At 45.8% G+C, this 23,206-nt stretch carries 21 protein-coding genes; 9 read left to right on the top strand and 12 right to left on the bottom strand.

Going from position 1 to position 23,206, the window contains the following annotated elements; translation table 11 throughout:
• Nucleotides 1-131: 131 nt before the first annotated feature.
• The gene (locus MJ595_RS08115; protein WP_263081945.1) at nucleotides 132-1,514 is read right to left on the bottom strand and encodes a CoA-disulfide reductase; all 1,383 of its coding nucleotides are present in this window, start codon (nucleotides 1,512-1,514) and stop codon (nucleotides 132-134) included.
• Nucleotides 1,514-2,911: an L-cystine transporter gene (locus MJ595_RS08110; RefSeq protein WP_263081944.1), complete on the bottom strand. Its 1,398-nt coding sequence runs from the start codon at nucleotides 2,909-2,911 to the stop codon at nucleotides 1,514-1,516. The genes MJ595_RS08115 and MJ595_RS08110 overlap by 1 nt, the downstream gene beginning before the upstream one ends.
• A 315-nt stretch (nucleotides 2,912-3,226) precedes the next feature.
• Between MJ595_RS08110 and MJ595_RS08105 the strand changes: the two genes are divergently transcribed.
• The 3 genes from MJ595_RS08105 (at nucleotide 3,227) to MJ595_RS08095 (ending at nucleotide 6,197) form a co-directional block, all read left to right on the top strand.
• Nucleotides 3,227-4,702, top strand: a complete 1,476-nt coding sequence (locus tag MJ595_RS08105; RefSeq protein ID WP_263078329.1) for a hypothetical protein — start codon at nucleotides 3,227-3,229, stop codon at nucleotides 4,700-4,702.
• Between the two features lie 127 nt (nucleotides 4,703-4,829).
• Nucleotides 4,830-5,138, top strand: coding sequence for a YhbY family RNA-binding protein (locus MJ595_RS08100; RefSeq protein ID WP_263081943.1), 309 nt, complete (start codon nucleotides 4,830-4,832; stop codon nucleotides 5,136-5,138).
• A 210-nt stretch (nucleotides 5,139-5,348) separates the two neighbouring features.
• Nucleotides 5,349-6,197 carry a hypothetical protein gene (locus MJ595_RS08095; RefSeq protein ID WP_263081941.1) on the top strand — a complete coding sequence of 283 codons (849 nt, stop codon included), beginning with the start codon at nucleotides 5,349-5,351 and terminating at the stop codon, nucleotides 6,195-6,197.
• 91 nt (nucleotides 6,198-6,288) lie between these two features.
• Here MJ595_RS08095 and greA read toward each other — a convergent pair whose 3' ends face one another.
• The 3 genes from greA to carA are packed head-to-tail and all read right to left on the bottom strand — an operon-like array spanning nucleotide 6,289 to nucleotide 11,177.
• Nucleotides 6,289-6,765, bottom strand: a complete 477-nt coding sequence (gene greA / locus MJ595_RS08090) for a transcription elongation factor GreA (RefSeq protein ID WP_263081939.1) — start codon at nucleotides 6,763-6,765, stop codon at nucleotides 6,289-6,291.
• A gap of 17 nt (nucleotides 6,766-6,782) precedes the next feature.
• On the bottom strand, nucleotides 6,783-10,004 hold the full coding sequence (gene carB, locus MJ595_RS08085; RefSeq protein WP_263081937.1) for a carbamoyl-phosphate synthase large subunit: 3,222 nt from the start codon (nucleotides 10,002-10,004) through the stop codon (nucleotides 6,783-6,785).
• A 33-nt stretch (nucleotides 10,005-10,037) separates the two neighbouring features.
• The gene (gene carA / locus MJ595_RS08080) at nucleotides 10,038-11,177 is read right to left on the bottom strand and encodes a glutamine-hydrolyzing carbamoyl-phosphate synthase small subunit (RefSeq protein ID WP_263081936.1); all 1,140 of its coding nucleotides are present in this window, start codon (nucleotides 11,175-11,177) and stop codon (nucleotides 10,038-10,040) included.
• 1,611 nt (nucleotides 11,178-12,788) lie between these two features.
• Here carA and MJ595_RS08075 point away from each other — a divergent pair.
• Nucleotides 12,789-13,715 carry a hypothetical protein gene (locus MJ595_RS08075; RefSeq protein WP_263081935.1) on the top strand — a complete coding sequence of 309 codons (927 nt, stop codon included), beginning with the start codon at nucleotides 12,789-12,791 and terminating at the stop codon, nucleotides 13,713-13,715.
• A 245-nt stretch (nucleotides 13,716-13,960) separates the two neighbouring features.
• Nucleotides 13,961-14,197: a hypothetical protein gene (locus tag MJ595_RS08070; protein ID WP_263081934.1), complete on the top strand. Its 237-nt coding sequence runs from the start codon at nucleotides 13,961-13,963 to the stop codon at nucleotides 14,195-14,197.
• A gap of 23 nt (nucleotides 14,198-14,220) precedes the next feature.
• Here the strand turns inward: MJ595_RS08070 and MJ595_RS08065 are convergent, their stop codons facing one another.
• Both MJ595_RS08065 and MJ595_RS08060 read right to left on the bottom strand, forming a co-directional pair.
• Entirely contained in the window at nucleotides 14,221-14,874 is a 654-nt protein-coding gene (locus tag MJ595_RS08065; protein ID WP_263322427.1) for an IS630 family transposase, read from the bottom strand.
• Nucleotides 14,796-15,269, bottom strand: coding sequence for a helix-turn-helix domain-containing protein (locus MJ595_RS08060; RefSeq protein WP_263078037.1), 474 nt, complete (start codon nucleotides 15,267-15,269; stop codon nucleotides 14,796-14,798). Before MJ595_RS08060 ends, MJ595_RS08065 begins: the two co-directional genes overlap by 79 nt.
• A gap of 262 nt (nucleotides 15,270-15,531) precedes the next feature.
• On the opposite strand from MJ595_RS08060, the gene MJ595_RS08055 reads away from it, so the two are divergent.
• The 3 genes from MJ595_RS08055 (at nucleotide 15,532) to MJ595_RS08045 (ending at nucleotide 17,752) form a co-directional block, all read left to right on the top strand.
• On the top strand, nucleotides 15,532-15,918 hold the full coding sequence (locus tag MJ595_RS08055) for an ankyrin repeat domain-containing protein (protein WP_263081933.1): 387 nt from the start codon (nucleotides 15,532-15,534) through the stop codon (nucleotides 15,916-15,918).
• Nucleotides 15,919-16,084: 166 nt separating this feature from the next.
• Nucleotides 16,085-17,086, top strand: a complete 1,002-nt coding sequence (locus MJ595_RS08050) for an ankyrin repeat domain-containing protein (RefSeq protein ID WP_263081932.1) — start codon at nucleotides 16,085-16,087, stop codon at nucleotides 17,084-17,086.
• A 297-nt stretch (nucleotides 17,087-17,383) separates the two neighbouring features.
• The gene (locus MJ595_RS08045; RefSeq protein ID WP_263081931.1) at nucleotides 17,384-17,752 is read left to right on the top strand and encodes a hypothetical protein; all 369 of its coding nucleotides are present in this window, start codon (nucleotides 17,384-17,386) and stop codon (nucleotides 17,750-17,752) included.
• Nucleotides 17,753-17,990: 238 nt separating this feature from the next.
• Here the strand turns inward: MJ595_RS08045 and MJ595_RS08040 are convergent, their stop codons facing one another.
• The 5 genes from MJ595_RS08040 to MJ595_RS08020 all read right to left on the bottom strand — a co-directional run bounded on the left by MJ595_RS08040 (nucleotide 17,991) and on the right by MJ595_RS08020 (nucleotide 21,431).
• Nucleotides 17,991-18,713: a Fic family protein gene (locus MJ595_RS08040; RefSeq protein ID WP_263081930.1), complete on the bottom strand. Its 723-nt coding sequence runs from the start codon at nucleotides 18,711-18,713 to the stop codon at nucleotides 17,991-17,993.
• A 787-nt stretch (nucleotides 18,714-19,500) separates the two neighbouring features.
• The gene (locus MJ595_RS08035) at nucleotides 19,501-19,857 is read right to left on the bottom strand and encodes a hypothetical protein (protein ID WP_263081929.1); all 357 of its coding nucleotides are present in this window, start codon (nucleotides 19,855-19,857) and stop codon (nucleotides 19,501-19,503) included.
• Between the two features lie 74 nt (nucleotides 19,858-19,931).
• Nucleotides 19,932-20,207: a hypothetical protein gene (locus MJ595_RS08030; RefSeq protein ID WP_263081928.1), complete on the bottom strand. Its 276-nt coding sequence runs from the start codon at nucleotides 20,205-20,207 to the stop codon at nucleotides 19,932-19,934.
• A gap of 109 nt (nucleotides 20,208-20,316) precedes the next feature.
• A complete protein-coding gene (locus MJ595_RS08025) occupies nucleotides 20,317-21,144 on the bottom strand; it encodes an IS630 family transposase (protein ID WP_263322473.1) in 828 nt (275 codons plus the stop codon).
• Between the two features lie 23 nt (nucleotides 21,145-21,167).
• Nucleotides 21,168-21,431: a helix-turn-helix domain-containing protein gene (locus MJ595_RS08020; protein WP_263078558.1), complete on the bottom strand. Its 264-nt coding sequence runs from the start codon at nucleotides 21,429-21,431 to the stop codon at nucleotides 21,168-21,170.
• Between the two features lie 428 nt (nucleotides 21,432-21,859).
• On the opposite strand from MJ595_RS08020, the gene MJ595_RS08015 reads away from it, so the two are divergent.
• A complete protein-coding gene (locus tag MJ595_RS08015; RefSeq protein ID WP_263078492.1) occupies nucleotides 21,860-23,185 on the top strand; it encodes a transposase in 1,326 nt (441 codons plus the stop codon).
• The last annotated feature ends 21 nt before the right edge of the window (nucleotides 23,186-23,206 follow it).

Raw genomic sequence — 23,206 nt, 5'->3', positions numbered from 1 at the left:
AGAAACTATAGGTGAGCAATTGTACGATTTCATGCTGGAATTATACAAATTTGCCAGGCTAGGGGCTGTTGACGTTTGCTCGTGTGCATTCCCAGCGGGGACGCTGGGAACGAGACACAACAAAGCCTCCCCTACCGGGCAACATTCCCTGCCACATTAAGGGCATCCCAGGTTCTGGCAAAGGGTGGCGCGTAGCAGAAATCCATCATCCCCAGATCCTCGGTTGTCAGTCCGCCTTTTATGGCCGCTGCCAGAGCATCAACCCTCAGTACGGCACCCTGACCACCGGCCACCTGACCACCGAGCAGTTTTTTGGAATCAGGCTCATAAACGAGCTTAACCAGAATATCTGCCTGGCCAGGATAATAGCTGGTATGGTCTTTATCGCGAATAACCACAGTCTTGACATCAATCCCTTCCCTTTCAGCCTCTGCCTGAGTCAAACCCACTCGTCCCGCTTCCAGATCCATGACCTTCAAACAGGCTGAACCGTAGGCTCCGGGAAACTGTTTAGCCAATCCGCCCATGGTTTCGCCAGCCAGCCGTCCCATTTTGTTGGCATAGGTTGCCAATGGAATCCATACTGGCCGCTGTAGCTGGGCATGAGGTACAGTGGCACAATCTCCCGCTGCAAAAATATTGGACACGTTAGTACGACACTGGTCATCAGTTATAATGGCGCCATTACCCAGCTTCTCAAGACCAAGGTCAGCCACAAAGTGAGTATTCGGTCTGACACCTGTACAAAGTACAACCAGATCGGCTCGATAACTTGCCCCATCGGTAATCAGCTGCAAATCCCCGTGATCATTGATGATCAAATGCTGCAGTGATTCTTGCCAGCAACAATCAACACCCGCCTTTTCCAGGCTGTTAGCCACCAGATCGGTAACCTCAGCGTCAAAGCTACCCGCCAGAGGCTGGCTGGCATTTTCTATAATACGAACTCTTTTTCCCTGCCTGACTAGAGCTTCGGCCATTTCCAGACCAATGTAACCAGCCCCAATAACAGCCACATCTGTCACCTGGTCACTGCCGACTATTTCTTTCAGGTGGATACCGTCCTCCATAGTCTTGACACAATGCACCCGGCCTTGCCTTAACCCTTCATCCAAGCCAGGTACTGGAGGAACCACAGGTGTCGCACCTGTAGCAAGCAACAAGCGATCATAATGCTGCTCAAAAACAGTATCGTCCGCCAAATTACAGACTTTGACCCGCTGCCTTTCAGAATCAACGGATAGCACTTTGTGCTTAACCTTGACGTCGATGCCCTTAGCCGCAAAATCATCGGGAGAAAACTCTGACATCTCACGGGCATCGGTAAAAAAGTCACCGATATAGTAGGGCAGTCCACAGGCACCAAAGGAGATAACCGTAGACTGCTCAAAAACCGTAATGCGGGCATCTTTGGCCACCCGGCGCGCTTTGGCTGCGGCGCTCATTCCTGCCGCCTCAGCACCCACAATCACAATTTCAAGAGGGGCATTTTGATTATGGTTAGGTAGAGTCATCAGGCAACAGCATCCATATCCAGTTCAAAGGAGTCGTTATTGTTGAACACATCCATATCCACCTCGCCCATGGCCCGGCCACCCACAAAACCGGTAGCAATGGCACCACTGACGTTGATGGCTGTTCGCCCCATATCAATCAAAGGTTCAATGGAAATTAACAGGCCAGCAAGCTCCACAGGCATTCCAAGGGCTGATAGCACAATCAAGGCGGCAAAGGTTGCACCACCGCCCACACCGGCAACACCAAAAGAACCAATGGCAATAGTGACCACCAAAGTACCAATAAAACTAATACTGGTGGGATCAATACCCACAGTAGGTGCAATCATGATTGCCAGCATTGCCGGGTAAATGCCCGCACAGCCATTCTGGCCGATGGTTGAACCAAAAGATGCCGCAAAGTTGGCCACACCTTCAGAAACACCCAACCGTTGTGTCAGTGTCTGGATAGATAGCGGCATAGTGCCGGCACTGCTGCGAGACGTAAAAGCAAAGGTCAACACCGGCAGAATTTTTTTCACGAACTGCAGCGGGCTGGCTCCGGTCATGGCAACCATCACCAGGTGAAGAACAAATACGGCAAACAGGGCGGCATAGGATGCCAGCACAAACCGAATCAACTGCATAATGTCACTGATATTACTGCCCGCAACCACTTTGGTCATTAAGGCCAGGACACCAAACGGCGTCAACCTTAAAACCAGAGTCACCATTCGCATAACCAGGGCATGGGCCACTTCAACGGTACTGTCAAAACGAGCGGCAAGCTCAGGCTTTTTGCGATGTAAGCCCAAAGCGGAAACACCGATAAAAGCAGAGAAAATAACCACACCAATAATGGATGTACTACGCGCTCCGGTCATATCCAGGAAGGGATTGGAGGGGATAAGGCTGATCAGCATATTGGGAATAGACAGATCCTGAATGGTAGCTGCCGTAGAAATCAGATGCTCGCCACGGGAAACCTCTCGGGCACCGGACGTGATTGCCTCAGCGCTCAGGCCAAAGCCTAATGCTGATAGTATGCCTATCACCGCAGAAATAGAGACCGTCACCATCAGTAACGTAAGAATCCAGCCACTGATTCGACCTAAGGTACCCGCACCTTTCAGTTTCAGAATGGCCGAGATAACCGATACCATGACCAGTGGCACAATGATCATTTTCAATAAGCCAACATAGCCATTGCCAACAATATTGAACCAGCTTATGGAGTGGGTTACCACATCAGAGCCAGAGCCATAGAACATCTGTAAACAGGCACCAAAGCCAATACCCATGCCCAGGGCAATAAATACCCGCCTGGTAAAAGGCATATACTGTTTCTGGAAACGATAAAGCAGGGCTATAAGTCCTACCATAATCAGGATATTGGCAATAACTGCAAAAGACATTTACTTTATTCCACTGGGTCTTTTTACATTACAGATATCTATAGAAAAATTGTGTTGTTTTTCCGCGACATCAAAAGGACTTTATCACCGATGATTATTGGAGTATCACCACGTATTCAGAAATCAGTATTTGTACCAATGTACTAGATTATTTTCCCATAAGCTTATAAAGCCCAAAGATCTGAAATTTATACAACGAAAGGAATCTATTGGGTGAAAGTCTCAAATTGACCGAGCTTCTTCAGCTTGCCAACCGGGGAAAGTAGTAGGCAGCTATTTTTTCAATGCTTAAACAGAAGGCAGCCAATCACAGGTATGATGTTGATAGCACACAACACCTTGCCAGTGAGAGGCCGCCCCATGGAAGTATGTCAGCTACGGACTGAAGCCGCCACCATTTCTTGTGATGCGATTCAACGGTTAGGCCACCAATTGCAGGCTCTGCGAGAGTCTGGCAATCCTATCAGGCACTTTGAAGAGTTTGAGCAGACCGTTAATGCTCTCTTTAATCAAGCTCAGCAAGATTTTTTAGCAGAGGCGCTGGCTGAGCTTGATATTGATACCCCAGCTATTGAGGTCAGCGGGATCACTTATAAGCAGGTGTTGCGCAGTTATAAAACCTACCAGACAGCGGTTGGTTCAGTCCGGGTTATGCGAACACTTTACCGTAACGGCAAAGAGCCGTGTATCGTGCCCATGGAGTTGAAAGCCGGGATCGTGGAAGGCTTCTGGACGCCTCGGGCTGCAAAGCAAGCTGCCTGGGTTGTTGCTCAAATGTCTCCCGGTGAAGCAAAAAGCCTCCTTGATCTCATGGGAGGTATGTCTCCCTCAGAAAGCAGTCTTGCTCGTTTCCCCAGGCAATTTAATACTCAGTGGGAACAGCACCGTGAGCCTTTTGAAGAGATGCTTATTGAGAAACTTAACGTGCCCACCAATGCGGTCACAGTAGCCGCCTCCCTGGATGGCGTTATGCTGCCCATGAAAGATGGCAAACGAGTAGAAAAGCGAGCCAGGAGCGCTTCTGAAGGCAAACGGACTCAAGGGCCAACAGGTTGCAAGGAGGCCAGTTGCGGAACTTTGTCGTTTTACGATCAACAGGGGGAGCGTTTATCAACAGTCCGCATAGGACGAATGCCAGAAACTAAAAAACTCACACTCAAGCAGTCTTTGTCAGCACTATTGCAAGAAGCGTTGCGACAAAAGCCACAGCTGTCACTGGTCAAAGTCGCTGATGGCGCCAAGGACAACTGGTCATACCTTTCCCGGGAACTACCAGCGGGTGTTGAGGTTATTGATTACTACCACGCAGCCGATCACCTGAAGAAAGCATTTGACCAGGCTTATGGAGAAAACAGCATCAAGTCCAAAGAAAAGTTTGTCACTTACCGACACGTCCTCAAAGAGGAACTTGATGGGGTTGAGCGCATTATTAAAGCCCTGGCTTATCAGCATAAAAAGCATCCGCGCCGCTCAAAATTAAAGACCGAGCTGGAGTATTTCAGAAAAAATCGCCAGCGTATGCGCTATGCTGAACACTTGTCGAATAACCTTCCGATCGGCTCTGGTGTGGTAGAGGCAGCCTGTAAAACCTTGGTTACCCAGCGGATGAAGTGCTCAGGTATGCGCTGGAGAAATCCGGGTGGTCAGGGCATATTGACGCTTCGGTCATTAGTTCAGAGCCACTGGTTTGAAAATGGCTGGAAGTTATTTGCTGCAACTTATTGCGAGAAAGTCACCAAGGCTGCTACAAGCAATGTCATACCATTCCCTGAGAAAGGTGGCAGTGTTTAGTTGTGGTCAATATGAGACTTTCACCCAATCTATTTGAAGCGCCAAATGAGATTGGCCTGCCAACCCGGACTGTAATTTTAGCCAGATCAGCGTAAAATCGCCCGTTTTCGTTCCAGGATTGCAAAAAATGAGTCTTACCGCCGCAAAAAAGAAGCAGTTTCGTGCCATTGGCCACAACCTCAAACCCGTTGTCATTGTTGCTGACAAGGGACTCACTGAGGGGGTTATTACCGAAACCCTTCGCGCCCTCGACGATCATGAACTGATCAAGGTTAAATTTGCTGTGGGTGACCGGGAAGTGAAACAGCAGCTGATTGTAGAACTGTGCCAAAAAACCGAAGCTGAAGTGGTACAGACCATTGGCAAGATCGCCCTGATCTACAAGTCAGCGGCAGAGCCGAACCCTATGCTGTCCAATTTAACCCGCCCTTCTTAAACGAACCCTTATCCGCTACCTGACTGGTAGCGGATTATCAGTGGACTTTCTTCCTGATAACATCAGATATGATCTATTTTTATCGACCAAAAAAACAAGTTAACCCGAAGATATTTCCACTTAATTTTTCCTGAAGAATCAGTCTAACCAAAAAACCCACATCAGCTATACCGATAAAATAGCTTTCAAGAAGCATCAGAGATATTGGCTATGTTTGCAACACATGGGTTAGCGTTCACCTTGGCTTTCACTATCTCTCTACTGTCCTCATCTCTCACCTTTGCACTTATTCCGGTAAAAGGCAGAGACTACAGGGGGCTTGAGACCAGAGTAGCGTTGCCAAAAACCCTTCATTATTTACTGGGTTCAGGCAGTTCAACTCAAACGTCGACAGTCATTCAATTTACTTCTCTTAACTGCCCTCTTTGCTCAAAACTGGATGAGGAGTTAGAGCGTGAGACTCAAGGTCTGTCAAAAGCAAAAGTTTGGAAAAACTTATTTCAGCAGGCAAAAGTAATAAAGGTGCACCGGCTTCAGCGTGATGAGACTAATTCTGCTTTCTATAATAAATATGATTCACCCTTTGCGCTTTTATATCACAGTCTTGATTTTTATTATCAAAGAGGAGCGAGCATAGAAGATGTTCAATGGTCTCAGTTTTTGCAAAATATCAGAACGCAATGTGGGAGGAATGAGAAAGAGTTAGTGAAATCAAAACGTACTGAAATAGCAAGTACATTTATACAATGCTGGAAAGAAGTGACAGGTTCCAGTAGTACTGCCCCACCCATGATGGCCAGCTCCAGCGAACTTATGCCTGGGTCACTGGAAGAATGGCACCATTGCAAAGAGTACCTGTCAAGCCAGGGGATTAACCCCGTTGAGGACAGCACCATTCAATCATTAGCAGATTTCACTGAAAAGGCTCAAGTGACCAGAATCCCTGCCATGTTAGTCAATGGACGATACCTTATAGACCGGACAATGCTACCAAAAGTAAACGGAAAAGAAGACTTCGCCCACATGCTTGAAGTAGTCAATGCATTATTAGCTCAATAAGAAGGTTAATGTGCAGTCACTTTACCGGGAAGCAGTGTGGCGTGATTTGACTTAGACAGCTACCACAGCAAGTAGCAGCTGCCAGCTTCAATCAGACGTGCTGAACCTCATCAATTTCATACTCAACCTGGCCAGAAGGTGTGTTCACAACCACCACATCACCTTCTTCCTTGCCGATAAGCGCACGGGCAATGGGAGAGTTCACAGAGATTTTGTTCGCTTTAATATCAGCCTCATCATCCCCGACAATTTTGTACTCCACTTCCTGGTCATCTTCCAGGTTAACCAGCTGTAAAGTCACACCAAAAATAACCTTACCGGTTTTGGTGATAGTGGTAATATCGATAACCTGGGCATGGGAGAGCTTGCCTTCAATATCCTTGATGCGCGCCTCAACAAACCCCTGTTGCTCACGGGCAGCATGATATTCAGCATTCTCTTTCAGGTCACCCAGCTCTCTCGCCTCGGCAATAGCCTGGGAGATACGGGGACGCTCAACACCTTTCAGTCGGGTGAGCTCTTCACGGAGGGCTTTTTCGCCCTCCACAGTCATAGGAATTCGATTCATCCAATCTTACCTTGAGGTCAGAAACCATATTTGGCATGTAAATCCTGAAGCCGCCTGACCACCTTCTCTGAACCGAAGGCTATGGCCCTGGCAATAGCTTCCGCACCCGCCATAGTGGTGGTATAAAGCACTTTGTTGGTGAGAGCGGAGCGACGGATTGTATAGGAATCCGATAGGGCCTGGCGACCATCAGTGGTATTAACAACAAAGGCTATCTCACCATTGACAATCATGTCCACCAGATGAGGCCGTCCCTGCTTCACTTTATTGACCGCTTTCACAGGCAGACCCGCTTCTTCTATTACCTTGGCAGTCCCCCTGGTGGCCAGTAACTCAAAACCAGTATCCATGAGTAGCCGGGCTAACATCGGCACTTCAGGCTTGTCAAAATCCCGAACACTGATAATCACTCGCCCTTTTTTTGGCAATTGCATTTTAGCAGCAAGCTGCGCTTTATGATAAGCCTCAGGGAAAGAGGCACCCACCCCCATCACCTCACCGGTGGATTTCATCTCTGGCCCAAGGACAGGGTCAACCCCCGGGAATTTATTGAATGGAAATATAGCCTCTTTGACACAGTAATAGGGTGGAATAATTTCTTCCGTAAACCCCACCTCTTCCAGACTTTTCCCCATCATGACCCTGGCCGCAACTTTTGCCAGTGAACGACCAATACATTTGGATACAAAAGGTACGGTTCTTGATGCCCTGGGATTTACCTCAATAACATAGATCTTGCCATCCTGGATAGCCAGCTGGACATTCATCAATCCAATAACACCCAGCTCCAGTGCCATGCTGGTGACTTGTCGGCGAATTTCATCCTGTATTCCGGGACTTAAGCTATAGGGAGGCAATGAGCAACCGGAATCTCCCGAATGAATACCCGCCTGCTCGATATGCTGCATAATGGCACCGATCACCACCTGCTTGCCATCACAGACGGCATCCACATCAATTTCCACCGCACGGTTCAGGAAATAATCCAGTAATACCGGACTGTCATTGGAAACCTGAACCGCCTCAGTCATGTAGCGATTTAAACTTGCCTTGTCTGCAACGATCTCCATAGCCCTGCCACCCAAAACATAGGAGGGCCGCACCACCAGCGGATAACCAATGTCTGCCGCTTTCTTAATGGCATCTTCAGCGGATCGGGCCGTGGCGTTATCTGGCTGCAACAGTCCAAGACGAGAGATCATCTGTTGAAAGCGCTCACGGTCTTCTGCCTGATCAATGGCCTCCGGGCTGGTGCCAATAATGGGCACACCCTCTGCCTCCAGATCCCGGGCTAACTTTAATGGCGTCTGCCCGCCGTATTGAACGATGACCCCAAAAGGTTTTTCCACCTGAATAATGGAGAGCACATCCTCCAGGGTAACCGGTTCAAAGTAGAGCCGGTCAGAGGTGTCATAGTCTGTGGATACAGTTTCCGGATTACAGTTAACCATGATGGTTTCATAACCATCTTCCCGGGCCGCCAGGGCCGCATGAACACAGCAGTAATCGAACTCTATCCCCTGGCCAATCCGGTTAGGCCCACCACCAATCACCATAATTTTTTTGTTATCTGATGGCTGGGATTCACATTCTTCTTCAAAGGTGGAATACATATAAGCCGTGGTGGCCTCAAACTCGGCACTACAGGTATCCACTCGCTTGTAGACAGGCTTGATACCCAGCTCAAGGCGGTGCCGACGAAGGTCCGCTTCCTTGACGTTTAGCAACTGCGCCAGGCGTGCATCACTAAAGCCTTTTTGCTTGAGCCTGAACAGCAACTCTGCATCAAGCTCTATCAACCCTAACCCGGCAAGATTCCGTTCTTCATTGACCAGGTCTTCAATCTGAACCAGGAACCAGGGATCAATCTGGCAGGCCTGAAAGATATCCTCCACAGACATACCCGCCCGGAAAGCATCTGCCACATAGAAAATCCGGTCAGCCCTGGGTGTCACCAGTTCAGCCCGAATAGTGTCCAGCACATCTTCTGCCTTTGTATCCACCCTGGGTGTAAAACCGGTGGCTCCGGTTTCCAGCCCACGTAGCGCTTTCTGAACGGACTCCTGAAACGTACGACCAATAGCCATTACCTCACCCACAGACTTCATCTGGGTGGTCAGCCGTGAATCTGCCCTGGGAAATTTCTCAAAGGCAAAGCGGGGAATTTTAGTCACAACGTAGTCAATGGCAGGCTCAAAGGAAGCCGGCACCAAGCCACCGGTGATATCATTGCGCAACTCATCCAGGGTGTACCCCACTGCCAGTTTTGCCGCCACCTTGGCAATGGGAAACCCGGTTGCCTTGGAAGCCAGGGCAGAGGAACGGGAAACTCTGGGGTTCATCTCTATCACCACCATGCGACCGGTATCAGGACATATCCCGAACTGGACATTAGAACCCCCGGTTTCAACACCGATCTCACGCAATACCGCAATGGAGGCATTGCGCATAATCTGATATTCCTTATCCGTTAAGGTCTGCGCGGGCGCCACGGTAATTGAGTCACCGGTATGAACCCCCATTGGGTCAAAGTTCTCAATGGCGCAAACAATAATGCAGTTGTCGTTTCTATCACGAACCACCTCCATCTCGTACTCTTTCCAGCCGATCAGGGATTCATCAATCAACAGTTCACTGGTGGGTGAAAGATCCAACCCTCTTTTGCAGATCTCCTCAAACTCTTCTTTGTTATAAGCGATGCCCCCGCCAGAACCTCCCATGGTAAAAGAGGGGCGGATTATGCAGGGAAAGCCTACCAGCTCAAGCACGGCAAAGGCATCATCCATAGAATGGGCGATGCCAGAATTCGGCGTTTCAAGGCCAATATTTTTCATGGCCCGGTCAAACAACTCCCGGTCTTCAGCCTTATCAATGGCATCCCGGTTAGCACCGATCATTGTGATCTGATGCTTTTCCAAAACCCCTTTATGGAATAAATCCAGGGCGCAGTTCAGCGCAGTCTGCCCTCCCATGGTAGGAAGGATGGCATCTGGCTTTTCCTGTTCAATAATCTTTTCAACGGTTTCCCAGCGGATTGGCTCAATATAGGTGGCATCCGCCATACTGGGGTCTGTCATGATGGTGGCGGGGTTGGAGTTCACCAGAATAACCCGGTATCCCTCCTCTTTCAGGGCTTTACAGGCCTGGGCTCCAGAGTAGTCGAACTCACAGGCCTGACCTATGACAATAGGACCCGCACCCAATATCAGGATACTGTCGATATCAGTTCGTTTTGGCATGGTTATTCTCGCATCAATCCTGAAATATTCGGGTTAACCCCTTCTGGAGCCACACTGAAGCATGGTCACAAAACGGTCAAAGAGAACCGCCACATCATGAGGGCCAGGGCTGGCTTCCGGATGTCCCTGAAAACTAAAGGCCGGTGTGTCCACCCGCTCTATCCCCTGCAGGCTGCCATCAAACAGTGACTTATGGGTTGCTCTTAAGCAGTCAGGCAATGAGTGCTCTGACACAGCAAAACCATGGTTCTGGCTGGTTATCATCACAGCACCGGTATCAAGATCCTGCACCGGGTGGTTAGCACCATGATGACCAAATTTCATTTTTTCTGTTGTGGCACCACTGGCCAATGCCAACAATTGATGCCCGAGACAAATACCGAATACCGGCAACCGCCGCTCCAGAATTTGCTGAATGGCCTCTATAGCATAGCTACAGGGTTCCGGGTCTCCAGGACCATTGGACAAAAAGACACCATCAGGGTTCATTGCCAACACATCCTTGGCTGGCGTTTGTGCCGGTACCACCGTGATCCGACACCCCCTTTCCACCAGCATCCTCAAAATATTGCGCTTCACACCAAAGTCATAGGCCACAATATGCCAGGCAAACTGCCCACCCCTTCGATGGCTGTCAGATTCCAATTGCCAGATCCCTTCATGCCAGTCATAGCTGTTTGCCGTCGTAACTTCCTTGGCCAGGTCCATTCCCTCAAGGCCCGGAAAGGCCTGTGCTTTTTTTATGGCCTCCTCCTGGTTAATGGCATTCCCGGCAACGATACAGCCTTTCTGCGCTCCCTTGTCCCGTAAAATACGCGTTAATTTACGGGTATCAACACCGGCAATAGCAAGGGTATTTCTGGACTTAAGATATTCAGCAAGGGGCTGTTTATTGCGCCAGTTACTGGCCACCAGGGGCAGATCCCTGATAACAAGGCCGGCGGCATGCACGGACTCTGACTCCTGATCGAGAGGAGTAGTGCCGGTATTGCCAATATGGGGATAAGTAAGGGTGACGATCTGACGGGAATAAGAAGGGTCGGTGAGTATTTCCTGATAGCCTGTCATGGCTGTATTAAAAACCACTTCACCACAGGTTTCGCCATCGGCTCCGATGGCAGTGCCCTGGAAGATGGTACCATCCTCCAAAGCCAGAATGGCTCTCTTGGTCAAAGGATCCTCCCACTCTATGACTTCTGCGTTTTTCTATTACAAACTGTAGATCCAAAAAAAGCGAGATAATGCAGGTGCAGCTATCTCGCTTTCTGGCACATTTACATTTATTTATTATGTTTATGTGCTTGTTTGTCGCCGCCAACGCAACAATTATAATGCAAATTTTTGCTATTTCAGCACAAATAAATAACCTTTATCAACTTTTATTTGCCACCAGTGGCTTTCACCCATCAAACATTCCAACCCGCTATAAGCACGGCTAGCTGAAGGAAAAGACAAGCCCCTAGTGTAGGGAAGCGTGAATATCCATGCAGTTATTGAATAAGTTGAAATACCCGTATGCATTCCCAGCGGGGAGAGGTTGTCGCGAAACCCTCGGGACGCTGGGAACGAGGTGCTTATCTTATATAGATATTAACGCTTAGTTACACCGGACAAAGTGACGAGGCATAGCCGCAGCAGCGATATGCCTTCCTGGTTATGGCAAGGAACTTCAACGCAGGGCTTCTGTTCAGATGGCCAGCGCAATAGGCGATTTAGAAGGCGAGTTAAGGGTCAGAATATGGTTTGCACGATTCAAGACCCGCCCCCGGTTTCCGCTATCACCAGTAGTACTCATGAGGCTTACGGTTTCCTAAAGGAAAAATCAAGCTATCAGGATCAGCTCCGCGATTTATTTCCTTACAAAGAGCTTTGATTTTTCTGCGCTTTGGTCTGGTCATATACAGCTTTACCCACCACTTGGGAGTACTTCCAGTGCCAGGCCAGTATTGATCCTTTCTTCTATACTTTCTCCGGATTCAGCTATTTTTGTCTCTATCTATTATCTTGTTATAGGTAGACATATTCATTTTCCAGTTTGAAATAAACTAGAAAATGTCTTTGCTGTAATAGCCCTCTATCAGTTTCATGTGATTCTCTGAATGTTAGGGTTTCAATTCCGAATAGTAGGAACAGAAAACTTCATTTGCCACTTTTTCTTGCTTGGTCAGCCCACAGAGCTTTCTCTGATTTCCACACATCCAGCAAGAGCATAGGCAGGGGGTTCTAGCGCATGAACTGATCGACTTTGAATTTCTCGATGCCATGCCTCCCCAGTATTTCTTTCTGGCCTTTTTTAAACGGTTGCGATGGTGTCTACGGGTAGACCTTTTTGCATTCTTCAATGATTGTGTCCTGATCAGATAACTCTAACCAGGTGGCCACTCCTTCGAATGACCGCCTGAGCCTCAATCGACTCAGGAAGTAGATATGATTTTTCAAGTTAATTCCGTGCCTAAAGTGCCTTTTTGACTATCTTAGCGGGTTTTTAGCCCTTTCCATACCTATAAAAATATCATCATTTGACAGGATTTCCCCTGGGGCTAGCAACCAATCCAATCCCATGAACATCCCAAAAAATCCACTTTCCAAAACACATGTTAGGGGTAGGGTCTTGAATCTTCAAACACCTATGCCAGTCAAAATTCAAGACCCGCCCCGGTTTCCAAACCTCTTCTGGAGAAAAAGGTGCTGCTTGATCTATAGTAGCTGAAGGCAAGAAATCTATCTCTATATCTACCGCTTACTGCGCAATCAAGTAGTTCATATGAATGAGGTAGGGAAAGTGTGATGTTAAAAAAATTTACAATTCTTTTAATTTTAGTTTTCTATTTTTGGACTCCCCTTTCTTTTGGTGTTTTTTGGGAAGCTTACTGTATTAAACCTTCCAATCGAGTTATCCCAATATTTCCAAACTCTATAGGAGTGCTATGTGAGGGATGTCTGCGTCTAGCTACTGTGTACCCTGATAAATTTGTTATTACTGATTGGAGAAAAGAGTTAGGTAATTATAACCAGGTTAAAAAATCATTATTTTTTAGAAACTTTCCACAAAACATTTTATTTTATGGCTACCAATGTGCTGATGGTTCTCCATGGAATAAGCGCTGTCCTTTTTTTTTAGAAATCCACTCTCATGACAGTAGCGATGAAGAACGGTCATATGCCTTTTTAGACATTATGAGATTGATAAATGGTATGGAAAAAAATATAGTAGAACAGACCATGCATAGTTCAGAAAGCAAAAATGAATCACGTGTTTGTTTTTTGTTACCTCACGCTTCATCTGAAATAAAACTGTACTTAAAATCGCATACAACTTTAAATATTAATAATTGCACGAATTTTTTGCATGATTATTGTCAGAGGGCAGGTATGAGTTGTATACAGTTTGCAATGCCTGTTTGTCGCTCATTGGTGACTGATCTTGGGTCTGGAGGAATTTCGATGTATTTTGTTTATAATAAAAACAGTCTTTATATTCAGGGAGCTGAAGATGTAATTAATTGTCATTTTGTTGGTGTTTCGTTCTCTTTCAATGGATTTGCGTGTTGTTTTTTTAAACCCGGTTATTTTAATTTTGACCAGTTAACTATTGATAGATATGTTGGGCGAATGCAAGCTTTGCTGATATTCCTTTGTGAGTTTCAGAGAAAGGGGTTGGGGACACCCTCCAACTTTTTTCAAAAATATCAACACCTAATTGATGGATGACAAAAAACTGCAAGTATACAGCTAATAATGTGTATTTGATGGGTGTGGGTTTATAGGACAGCCATCAATTTGCTCTTGCTCAAAGGTTCCTCCCACTCTATGACTTCTGCGTTTTTCTATTACAAACTGTAGATCCAAACCCCGCTATACTCATGATGAAGTTAAAGCTTTTCAGGCATATGACAACCCCATAGAAAATCATAAAATTCTTAATGACACGTACAAATAGGCTGAGTAAATAGCACATGTCCAAATTATTTTCATTATATACAATAATATTCCCAATTTTATTAATCATCTGCCATCAGGCAAAGGCTATCCTTTGTGAAAGCTGTGAAAAGAAGCAATATCAAAACCAACAGACGCTATCAGCTGCTGAAGGCTGTGATACTTGCATAGTACTAGCTACCATTCAGTTAGCACTCGATCACGAAGATTGGCAGGAACCTTTCCAAACAGATGAAAAAGATATAGATAAGTAGTGTATAGATTGCTTTCGAATAATTTAACCATCCAGTCGGACAGTATTAGAAAATGAGATCATATACTCCTCTCCAAATGAAAAAAGCACCCGTTCAACTTCTTTTTCAAATTCCGCAAAGCTCTTGATTGACAAGAGGTTGAGCCATTCATACTTTATTTTCCTCCACAGGATTTCAATCAGGTTGAGCTCAGGTGAATATGTTGGCAGAAAGCAGACCAGCAATTTCTTTTCAATCATCCAGTCATCAATTCTGGCACAAAACTTTTTGCTGGTGTGAATGCTGGCATTATCCACCATAACTACCGTGTAACGATCATTTGAGCTGTATTTTTCATCTGCCATTTTCTCTGCAAAGTCATCAAAGGCCGCAATCACCGTATCGCTATTCACTGAACCCACAACAGGATAATGAAATAGCTCACAGCTTCGGTTCATAAACCCCAGTACGTTGATGCGTTTACTTTTGACTGATGGTATTCTGAGCTGCTTTCCTTTTTCCTGCCAACCGTATGGCACACAAGGTTCCTGGGTAAAGCCGGACTCATCAAAATAAAATAAATTGATTAACCCTTTGCTCTCGGCTTCCTGGGCATCTTTCAGAGCAGTTTTACAGTCATGGAATTGCTCTTCGTCCCGTTTATGTTTGCATGATTTACGGAGTCTTTTGTAAACCAGCCCTGCTTTTTTACAATGTTTGCCAGAGTAATTTTTGATGAAGATTTACCGGTTTCATCCTCGATCTTGGATTTGACATACGATAAGCGACGAGGCTCTTCAGCCACTAATTCTTTTATGCGTTGCACTTCGGATTCGTCATATATGCACGGCCTACCGCCACCATGCCCCTTGTACAAGGCACGAATACCATATTCTTCCCAATCATCAATCCACTGAGAAGCAGTTTGATATCTAATTTCAAGTATTTCGGCAATTTGCTCAAGGGTAAAGCCACGATTGCTCAATAAAAGGCTATGGGCTCTTTCCCTTATACATCTCAGAGGTCCGTAGTGTTTGGCGAATTTCAAAGTTAATAAAACAGCTTCATCAGTGATTGTAGTGACGTACTTCATAGGGAGAGGGATTTAAAGACCAGTACTCTCTTTATAATAGAGTAAATGTATCATTCAATAGCTATCTGATCGTTAGATCAAGAAGTAGATTTCTCGTACTGGCCGAACATCCAGTTTATTTGAAACCAAACTATGACCTACTTAGGGAGAGGGATTTAAAGACCAGTACTCTCTTTATAATAGAGTAAATGTATCATTCAATAGCTATCTGATCGTTAGATCAAGAAGTAGATTTCTCGTACTGGCCGAACATCCAGTTTATTTGAAACCAAACTATGACCTACTTAATTGTATTCATCAGTACGATCGTAAGATTTTACGAAGCATAACTCCTAACGAAATTAATTTTAACAAAAAATGGAGCATGTATGTTTTTGATGAGGAAGAAACCTTTGAAACCATGCCTATCCTGCATTTTTTAGCAGTGCAAAATAAACCCAGTACAATAGAAAGATACCTATCATTGTTTCCTGAAAACCTTAACAAAGAAGATTGCAAAAAACGAACAGCTTTACACTATGCATCGTTATTCGGGCACACAGACTGTATTACTTTGTTAGTAAACCGTGGTGCAAACCCAAATGTGAAATGTAAAAACGAATCTCCCCCCTCTTTATTATCTTTGGGAGTACTTTTCTCAACATATTAAACGTACAGATCTTTCAGCCCCTCAGTTTCAAGCACTGGCCTCTCTAGTTCAGGCCGAGGCAGATGTTAACGCAAGAATAAAGGATGAAAACAATACGACCGTTTGTCACCTGGCTGCACAAAATGGATATTTTAAATTCCTGAGACTACTTGGCAAAGATCACACTATGTCGCCACCTATAGAAGATGATGAAGGTTTCACATCCCCTGAAGATACAATGGGCTTTATGACTAGAGAAGCAAGATCCATGCTTCTAGATCATCCTGCTAATGCATGGATTAAAAGAGTCAATCCACTTAAAGTAAGGCAACCAAATACAAGTATTAGAGCCTTAAAGGAAATAATAACTGATAGGGGTATAGAAGAGATCAGAGAGCTGACAGACTTATTATCCAAAACTTTCCTTTCTATAGGGGCATCCACTCTAGACGCTAAAGTTTCAGCAAACGCATTACTTTTTTCAAAAAGCAAGCGAATAAGAAATATCGTACGCAAATGCAAAGATATGGCCGGAAACTATTACCTACAAGTAGAGCTATTAAAACATTTAATCAACTCCAATCAAATAGATCAAGCAAAGCAGCTTTTAAAACACCCACTCCTAGCTAGTGGCTTAGACAGGTTAGAACCAAGAATCATTGACGCCCTCCTAACACCAAATGAAGACAAAAAAAATGATATCTATAAATTGATTGTTGATCAGGATATCACAGAACACAATCTGCTCCATTTATTAGAAAGAGCAGTTGAAAATGGTCATAAAAGAGCAGTTCAGATATGCCTTGAAAAAAGGGCTGCACTATACCCCCATACGACAATCGATGTTCGACTGCTTCATACAGCCGTTTCTCAAGGTAATGTTAAAATAACGAATATGTTACTTAACGCAGAAAACCAAGGGGTCATCAGGGGTAAAATCAATAGTCAAAACCAGAAAGGTGAAACAGCCGCTATAGTCGCTACTAAAGCACGCTATTCTGAAATACTGGAAAGACTGGTATTTCACAAAGCGTCTCCCAACGCTCCTGACGATAGAGGCAGAACTCCCCTTCACCATGCAGGAATAAACGGTGACGATGAGCTTCTCCAATGGTGGCTTGATCAAGGGGCCGATGGCACCATAAAAGATAAAGACGGTCTTACTGCTTACGAATACTATCAACTCTAGTTTAGAGTCACCAAAGCACCATAGCTCAATTTCGGGTTTAAGGACGGGTTTATAGGACATCCACCAATTTCCCCACAGGTTTCGCCATCGGCTCCGATGGCAGTGCCCTGGAAGATGGTATCATCTTCCAAAGCCAGAATGGCTCTCTTGGTCAAAGCGTTTTGGTGGTCGGGTCTTGAATCTTCAAACACCTATACCGGTCAAAACTCAAAACCTGACTCCGGCTTCAAGCAACCCCGGCATCGTAGGCTATAATCCCCTGACCAATAAGCAAAATATCACCATTGAGCATTTACCATGAGTCAAATTGAAGCCCGTGTTGAAAAGCTGGAAACAGAAGTCTTTGCCCTGCGCCAGCTTGTCCATAAGAAAGATGAGATCAAGCACCAGGTCTGGAACGAAATGCAGGAAGGCATCCATGCGCTGTGCCAGAAAAACCACGATGGCCTGACAGGGTTGCGTGATGAAGTCCAGCTACGATTTAACCAGGTGAACCATCGTTTTGAACAAGTGGATAAACGTTTTGAACAACTGGAAGAAAATATGAACCAACGTTTTGAGCACATGGAAGAGAAGATAAACCAGCGTTTTGAGCACATGGAAGAGAAGATAAATCAGCGTTTTGAGCGCCTTGAACACCTGATGGAAAAGGCACTTATGCGGTAGAGTTCATTCATACTGTCAGCGATTATCGCCTGGTATACCCGTCCAGTGTCGGATAGCGAGAACGGCCATTAACTGCCACGACCAGCGCCGGTCAAAATTCAAGATCCGGCTCTGGGTTCATGACCAAATAGACAGTAATCAGTCGTTGGGGGACATAGTCTTTGTCATAGGCATTGACGTATTCAATATACCCAGCCTGTTCTTTTATCCCGGCATACTGAGTACATTAAATTCCTTTTTACACACAAAGTGAGAGGTGCTTTTTTAAGGTCTCTTCCTGCAAAGCCACAACCATCCCAACAAACTGACTGTAATCATCAGAGATACAGGCTACATCCAAGGCATCATAATAACTGGCCCTATCCACCGCTTTTATGACAACAGGAAGCCAGCCATCCTGAATCAGTGACAAATTGAGAAGAAGCCTTGCTGTTCTGCCGTTACCATCCACAAAGGGATGTATATTTACGAAATCAGTATGGAGCCTACAGGCCTTTTCTATGGGATGAAAGCCGCTGGTCCCGTAGCCAGCCACCAACAGTTCCATAAGCTCAGAAACCCTTGTAAAGTCCGGTGGAGTATGACTTGCGCCAGAAATAACAACATTCTCACTCCTGAATTTTCCGGCATTATTATCGTCAATATTTTTTAATACAATCTGATGGATTTGCCTGATTAAGTATATTGACAATGGCTCCCTGTGAGCCACCAGCGACTCTACCCAGTAAATAGCCTCCCTATGATTGATAGCCTCAAAATGCTCCCTAAGGCTCTTGCCACCCACCGTTATCCCTTCCAGCACCACCTTAGTTTCATTCAGGGTAAGCGTATTGCCCTCTATGGCGTTGGAATTATAAGTCCACTCAAGAACGAGATTCTCCCTGAGAGATTTGACAGTATGCCGGGGTAAAGGCCGCATGGCATCCAGCTGGGCTTTTAGTGCTTCTATGTTATCAAACATCAGGGTTGGTTCTCATGCATAATGGATAAAGTAAAATCACTGACTCCTGACAAATATTCGTTGTCAACGACAGTCTATTTTATAAGTATCCATCCTATAAATCCTACTCTATAAACCCCTGAGTAAAAATCACTCACCTAACCCGAATATTTCATAAACTGCCCCGAGCATTGCGCTGAACTTTGTAAATGTTGGGAGCCGGGTCTTAAATCTTCAAACACCTATGCCATTCAAAATCCAAGACCCGACCCTGGTTTCGACCACCGTTTTTAGCTGGGATTATGTTTCGGGGGGATGCGGTTTAAACCGTAAGCAGGGTAACGGATAAATCAGGTTTGTGGTTTTATCCGTATTTACCGGTTTCCGTTCCCTCAGCTTGCACGATGGTTGGAGGTCAGGCAGGCACGATGCCGCGCCCATGGCCCACCGTTGCTTGTGGGGTTGGGTGGCAGTGCCGGAGTGCCAGCGTGCAAAAAATGCTTTTGCACGACACTGGATGAAGCAATATTCCTAATCCCTTATTTTGTGAGGGACGAGCAATATAAGGGATTAGGAATGTTGCGCAGGCACAGGATTTTCCGGCATTTTTTGCGGGCTGGCTGCGGAGGCGCGCCACCCAACCCCACAAGCAACGGTGGGCCATGGGCTTTGCCGTCAGTGGTCACGGTTGTCCGGCTGCATGCCTGCATCAGCGGCAACCGTGACCACTGACGGCAAAGCAGGGTAATCCCCGCGCGGCATCGTGCCTGCCTGACCTGACTCTGGCCATCAGGTTTTGATAACTCCTTTAATTGGGTTTGCAGGGATGAGAGGGACGGAAATGTCTCTTAGTTAGGAAACTTGCCATACCCCCACCCGGCGAGGGTATGGCAGCAGGGGCAGACTGATCAAGATTCAAGACCCGACCCCTGTTCGCGCTCTTGCCTTGAGAGAGCCAATGGTGGTAACTGCTCCATACGCATTGAAAGTTATTAATAGATAACAGCGCCTGAGTGACAAAGCCTTGCCCGGATAGCATGCAGCCAAAAAGAAGTTCGCAGAACGTAGGTACTGCTGTTGGGGATAGCGCTGAAGCAAGAAACGTTGTATATAAGGCAAGCTCCCGGAGGATCTCTTTATGATCTGAAGTGAGCATAGCAACCATCTTTGTATTTTGTTTGGAGATGGTTGCTATTAACCGATTTCAGATGAAAATCGTACTATTGTTCTTTGGTAACTCTAAAGTCGAGTTATAGAGGTCAGAGTTGGGTATTCACTAAAGTCATGATTTATTCCAAATAGAGCACTTTTCATAAAAAGAGCCATATCTTTTCCATCCGAATACACTTTTTCAACTTTGTAGCGTTCGGATTCTGGTATTTGCATAACTTCTCTAAAGTCTTCCTTATTCTTCAGGTGAGACCAATATTCAACATTTTTATTGAATTGGTCTGCAATCTCGAGCAGCCTATAAATATAAGTATCAACAGGTTCTAGATCTTTTCTTATGTCCAATAGATGATGACCTCAATTTTGTAGTGTTAACGCCTAATTCAGCGGTCGCCGTAGGCGTCCGCTGGAATTTTTTGTTAGCTAAACCCCAACCATTTAGAAAACCGGACTTTTATGAGACGGCTGACAGCCTGACTGACCTCATGGACTCCTCCTCATCATTCAGGCTGTCTTTGACCCATAATCTATCAGCAATTTCTTCAGGGTTCTGATTCATACGGTGAGTGAAGCTATTGACTGCCTTAAGTAAGTCTTCTGCCGTTTTGTGGCAATGGTGATAAGTGATATCTTCTCGTAACCAGCGCCACAGTGCTTCCACAGGCATAAAGTCGGGGCTATACGCCGGCATCTGGATAATATTCAGGTTGAGGCGAAGCCCTGCATCTCTCACAACATGAGCGGTGTGCCAGGAGGCACCATCCCAAACAATATCAATCTCCCTGTCAGGATGTTCTTGCCTGATGCGTTCCAGTACATTGACTGTGTGCTCTTTTCGTCCACAGGGATAAGGCCAGATTCTAACCTGTCCCAGGTTGTAGTAATAAATACCATAGAACGTAATCTTATCAGCCAGTTTTGGCGAGTGAGAGCTGACCCAGAAGCGTTCGCCTTTGCGAGACCAGCCATATCCAATGTCCGTCTCCTGATGTATATGAGCCTCATCAATGTAAACCAGTAGGCGTTTCTGGAACATGGCTTTCGATAGCAGTGGTTTCAATGTTTCCAAAAAATCAGCCCGCTTGCCGGTATCGGCTTTATTAAGCAGTTTTTTGGCTTTCTTCCATGAATATCCCAGTCGTTTGAGTGCTTGTCGTATGGTCTCACGACAACACCGTACCTGAAATTGATCCCAGCACCACTGAACCAGATACTTTAAAGTCCAGCGAGGGCGGATGGGAGAGTATTCCTGAGAAGCAGCTTTTTCTAAATTTCTGTCAATCAGGCCTGCGGCTGCTTTACTGATTATTTGGCAAAAGGGGGGCGGCCACCTGTCCGTTTATAAGTCATGGCTTCAGGCCCGCTATCATGGTAGAGGTGAATCCAGTTCGTGACGGTATCAAGGCGACGCCCCAGTTGCTTAGCGACGTTAGAGGCTGAGTCTCCCTGAGAAACTTGATAAAGCGCCGAAAAACGCTCACGTGTACGGGGATGAGAAGCATGTATGGATTGCTGAAGCAGGCAATCCCTGGTTTGATTCCACTTTTCTGGAGAGACTTTCAATACCATGGTCAAGCAGGCAAAAAGCGCTATATTACTGATTTTAACTTGACTGACAGGTCGTATTTATCGAGATAGAATGACATACTTTTTATACTAAAGCGCGCCCTTACACTGATCTATCAAACTACGGTTTTCTAAATGGGCGCGGTTTAGCTTCCCCGATGCAACTCTATTTTTTAATATTTACATGAAACAATACTGTTTATTGCTTTTGTAGAACCTTTTAATGTGTATTTAGCTCTACTTCCTGTAACAGTATTTTCAAATTCTATCCAGTTGCCACTTTTGATTGCATTAACGATACGGTTGTTGAGAGCAACATCTTGGTTTTTGGTTCTTACTACCATACCTCGACTTTAGAGTTACCAAAGAACAATAGTACGATTTTCATCTGAAATCGGTTAATAGCAACCATCTCCAAACAAAATACAAAGATGGTTGCTATGCTCACTTCAGATCATAAAGAGATCCTCCGGGAGCTTGCCTTATATACAACGTTTCTTGCTTCAGCGCTATCCCCAACAGCAGTACCTACGTTCTGCGAACTTCTTTTTGGCTGCATGCTATCCGGGCAAGGCTTTGTCACTCAGGCGCTGTTATCTATTAATAACTTTCAATGCGTATGGAGCAGTTACCACCATTGGCTCTCTCAAGGCAAGTGGCGGTGGAGGAGCCTCGCATGCCGGCTCATTCAGCTGGTATGCTCAAAAGTACCACGGGGTGAACTTATCAACATTGGTCTTGATGATTGGGTGGTGGAGCGTTTTTCTGACAAGGCTCCCGCTTGCCGAACCCATCACCAGCACAGTAAAAAAAGGAACCGGCCAACGTATATCTGGGGACAATGCTGGGTATCCCTGGCTGTTGTATTTGAGCGGGCTAAAGATGAAGTATTTACTGCCATCCCTGTGCTTTCCTTTCCATCTCCTGCTTCAGGCAATGCCAGTAAGCTAAAAATCGCTGTTGCCATGCTAAAAGTAGTGAGGCAAGAGGTGAAGGTGCAAGGACTGCGCTTGCTGACAGACTGTTGGTATATGAACTGGACGCTAATGCAACCCGTTCTGGAAATGGGCTATGAAGTAGTAGGGCAAATCCCGTTAAACCGGGCATTGTATGCCTTACCGTTGGAGTCCACTGCAAAAAAACGTGGGCGACCCAAAAAGTATGGCATCAAAATGACGCCCCCGGAAGTGGAGAAGCTACCGGAATATCAAACAACCGTAAGAATATACGGCAGATTTCGAAAGATACGTTATCGCACCCGGGTATGTCGGGCTCGCTTCCTGAAAGGCCGCAAGGTTCGGGTTGTCTGGGGTCGGTTTGAAAATGATAAAGGACTGACAGAAAGCCGTATATTCATTGCAACCAATACTGGACTTGAAGGTATAGACATCCTTCGTATTTATGCGAAAAGATGGCCGGTTGAACCCATGTTTCAGCAAATTAAACATTCATTTGGTTGCCGCCAGTTATGGCAGCAAAAGCTGAGAACTCTGTTGCGGTGGATGCATCTGAAGATGGCTGGATACGCATTATTGCAACTGTTGACCGTCTGTAAAAATCAAGCAAGCGTGGGCATTTCAAGGATTCCTTGGCGGGATCAGGATACAACCACCGCTGGCATGCTAAGATTTGCACTCGCAGGAATTATCCCCAGATTACCTATTCGTGAGGGCTGGAACCGATATAGCCAAAAATATGAGTTCAATTTTAATAGTTTGACTGACGGAATAGTCAAAGAAAAGAAAAAAGCGGCATAAATAGCGGCAACAACGCAATAA

Source organism: Endozoicomonas sp. Mp262 (assembly GCF_025643335.1).
Classification (GTDB): Bacteria; Pseudomonadota; Gammaproteobacteria; order Pseudomonadales; family Endozoicomonadaceae; genus Endonucleibacter.
The sequence above is the reverse complement of the archived record's forward strand: the minus strand, read 5'-3'. Positions and strand labels throughout refer to the sequence as shown.

Coding starts and splice junctions, on each gene's coding strand:
- MJ595_RS08100 (WP_263081943.1), top strand. CDS start 4,830: ATGAGTCTTACCGCCGCAAAAAAGAAGCAGTTTCGTGCCATTGGCCAC.
- MJ595_RS08050 (WP_263081932.1), top strand. CDS start 16,085: ATGTCGCCACCTATAGAAGATGATGAAGGTTTCACATCCCCTGAAGAT.
- MJ595_RS08070 (WP_263081934.1), top strand. CDS start 13,961: ATGTCCAAATTATTTTCATTATATACAATAATATTCCCAATTTTATTA.
- MJ595_RS08110 (WP_263081944.1), bottom strand. CDS start 2,911: ATGTCTTTTGCAGTTATTGCCAATATCCTGATTATGGTAGGACTTATA.
- MJ595_RS08105 (WP_263078329.1), top strand. CDS start 3,227: ATGATGTTGATAGCACACAACACCTTGCCAGTGAGAGGCCGCCCCATG.
- MJ595_RS08045 (WP_263081931.1), top strand. CDS start 17,384: ATGAGTCAAATTGAAGCCCGTGTTGAAAAGCTGGAAACAGAAGTCTTT.
- MJ595_RS08115 (WP_263081945.1), bottom strand. CDS start 1,514: ATGACTCTACCTAACCATAATCAAAATGCCCCTCTTGAAATTGTGATT.
- MJ595_RS08035 (WP_263081929.1), bottom strand. CDS start 19,857: ATGGTTGCTATGCTCACTTCAGATCATAAAGAGATCCTCCGGGAGCTT.
- MJ595_RS08020 (WP_263078558.1), bottom strand. CDS start 21,431: ATGGTATTGAAAGTCTCTCCAGAAAAGTGGAATCAAACCAGGGATTGC.
- greA (WP_263081939.1), bottom strand. CDS start 6,765: ATGAATCGAATTCCTATGACTGTGGAGGGCGAAAAAGCCCTCCGTGAA.
- MJ595_RS08060 (WP_263078037.1), bottom strand. CDS start 15,269: ATGAAGTACGTCACTACAATCACTGATGAAGCTGTTTTATTAACTTTG.
- MJ595_RS08040 (WP_263081930.1), bottom strand. CDS start 18,713: ATGTTTGATAACATAGAAGCACTAAAAGCCCAGCTGGATGCCATGCGG.
- MJ595_RS08015 (WP_263078492.1), top strand. CDS start 21,860: ATGGTTGCTATGCTCACTTCAGATCATAAAGAGATCCTCCGGGAGCTT.
- MJ595_RS08095 (WP_263081941.1), top strand. CDS start 5,349: ATGTTTGCAACACATGGGTTAGCGTTCACCTTGGCTTTCACTATCTCT.
- carB (WP_263081937.1), bottom strand. CDS start 10,004: ATGCCAAAACGAACTGATATCGACAGTATCCTGATATTGGGTGCGGGT.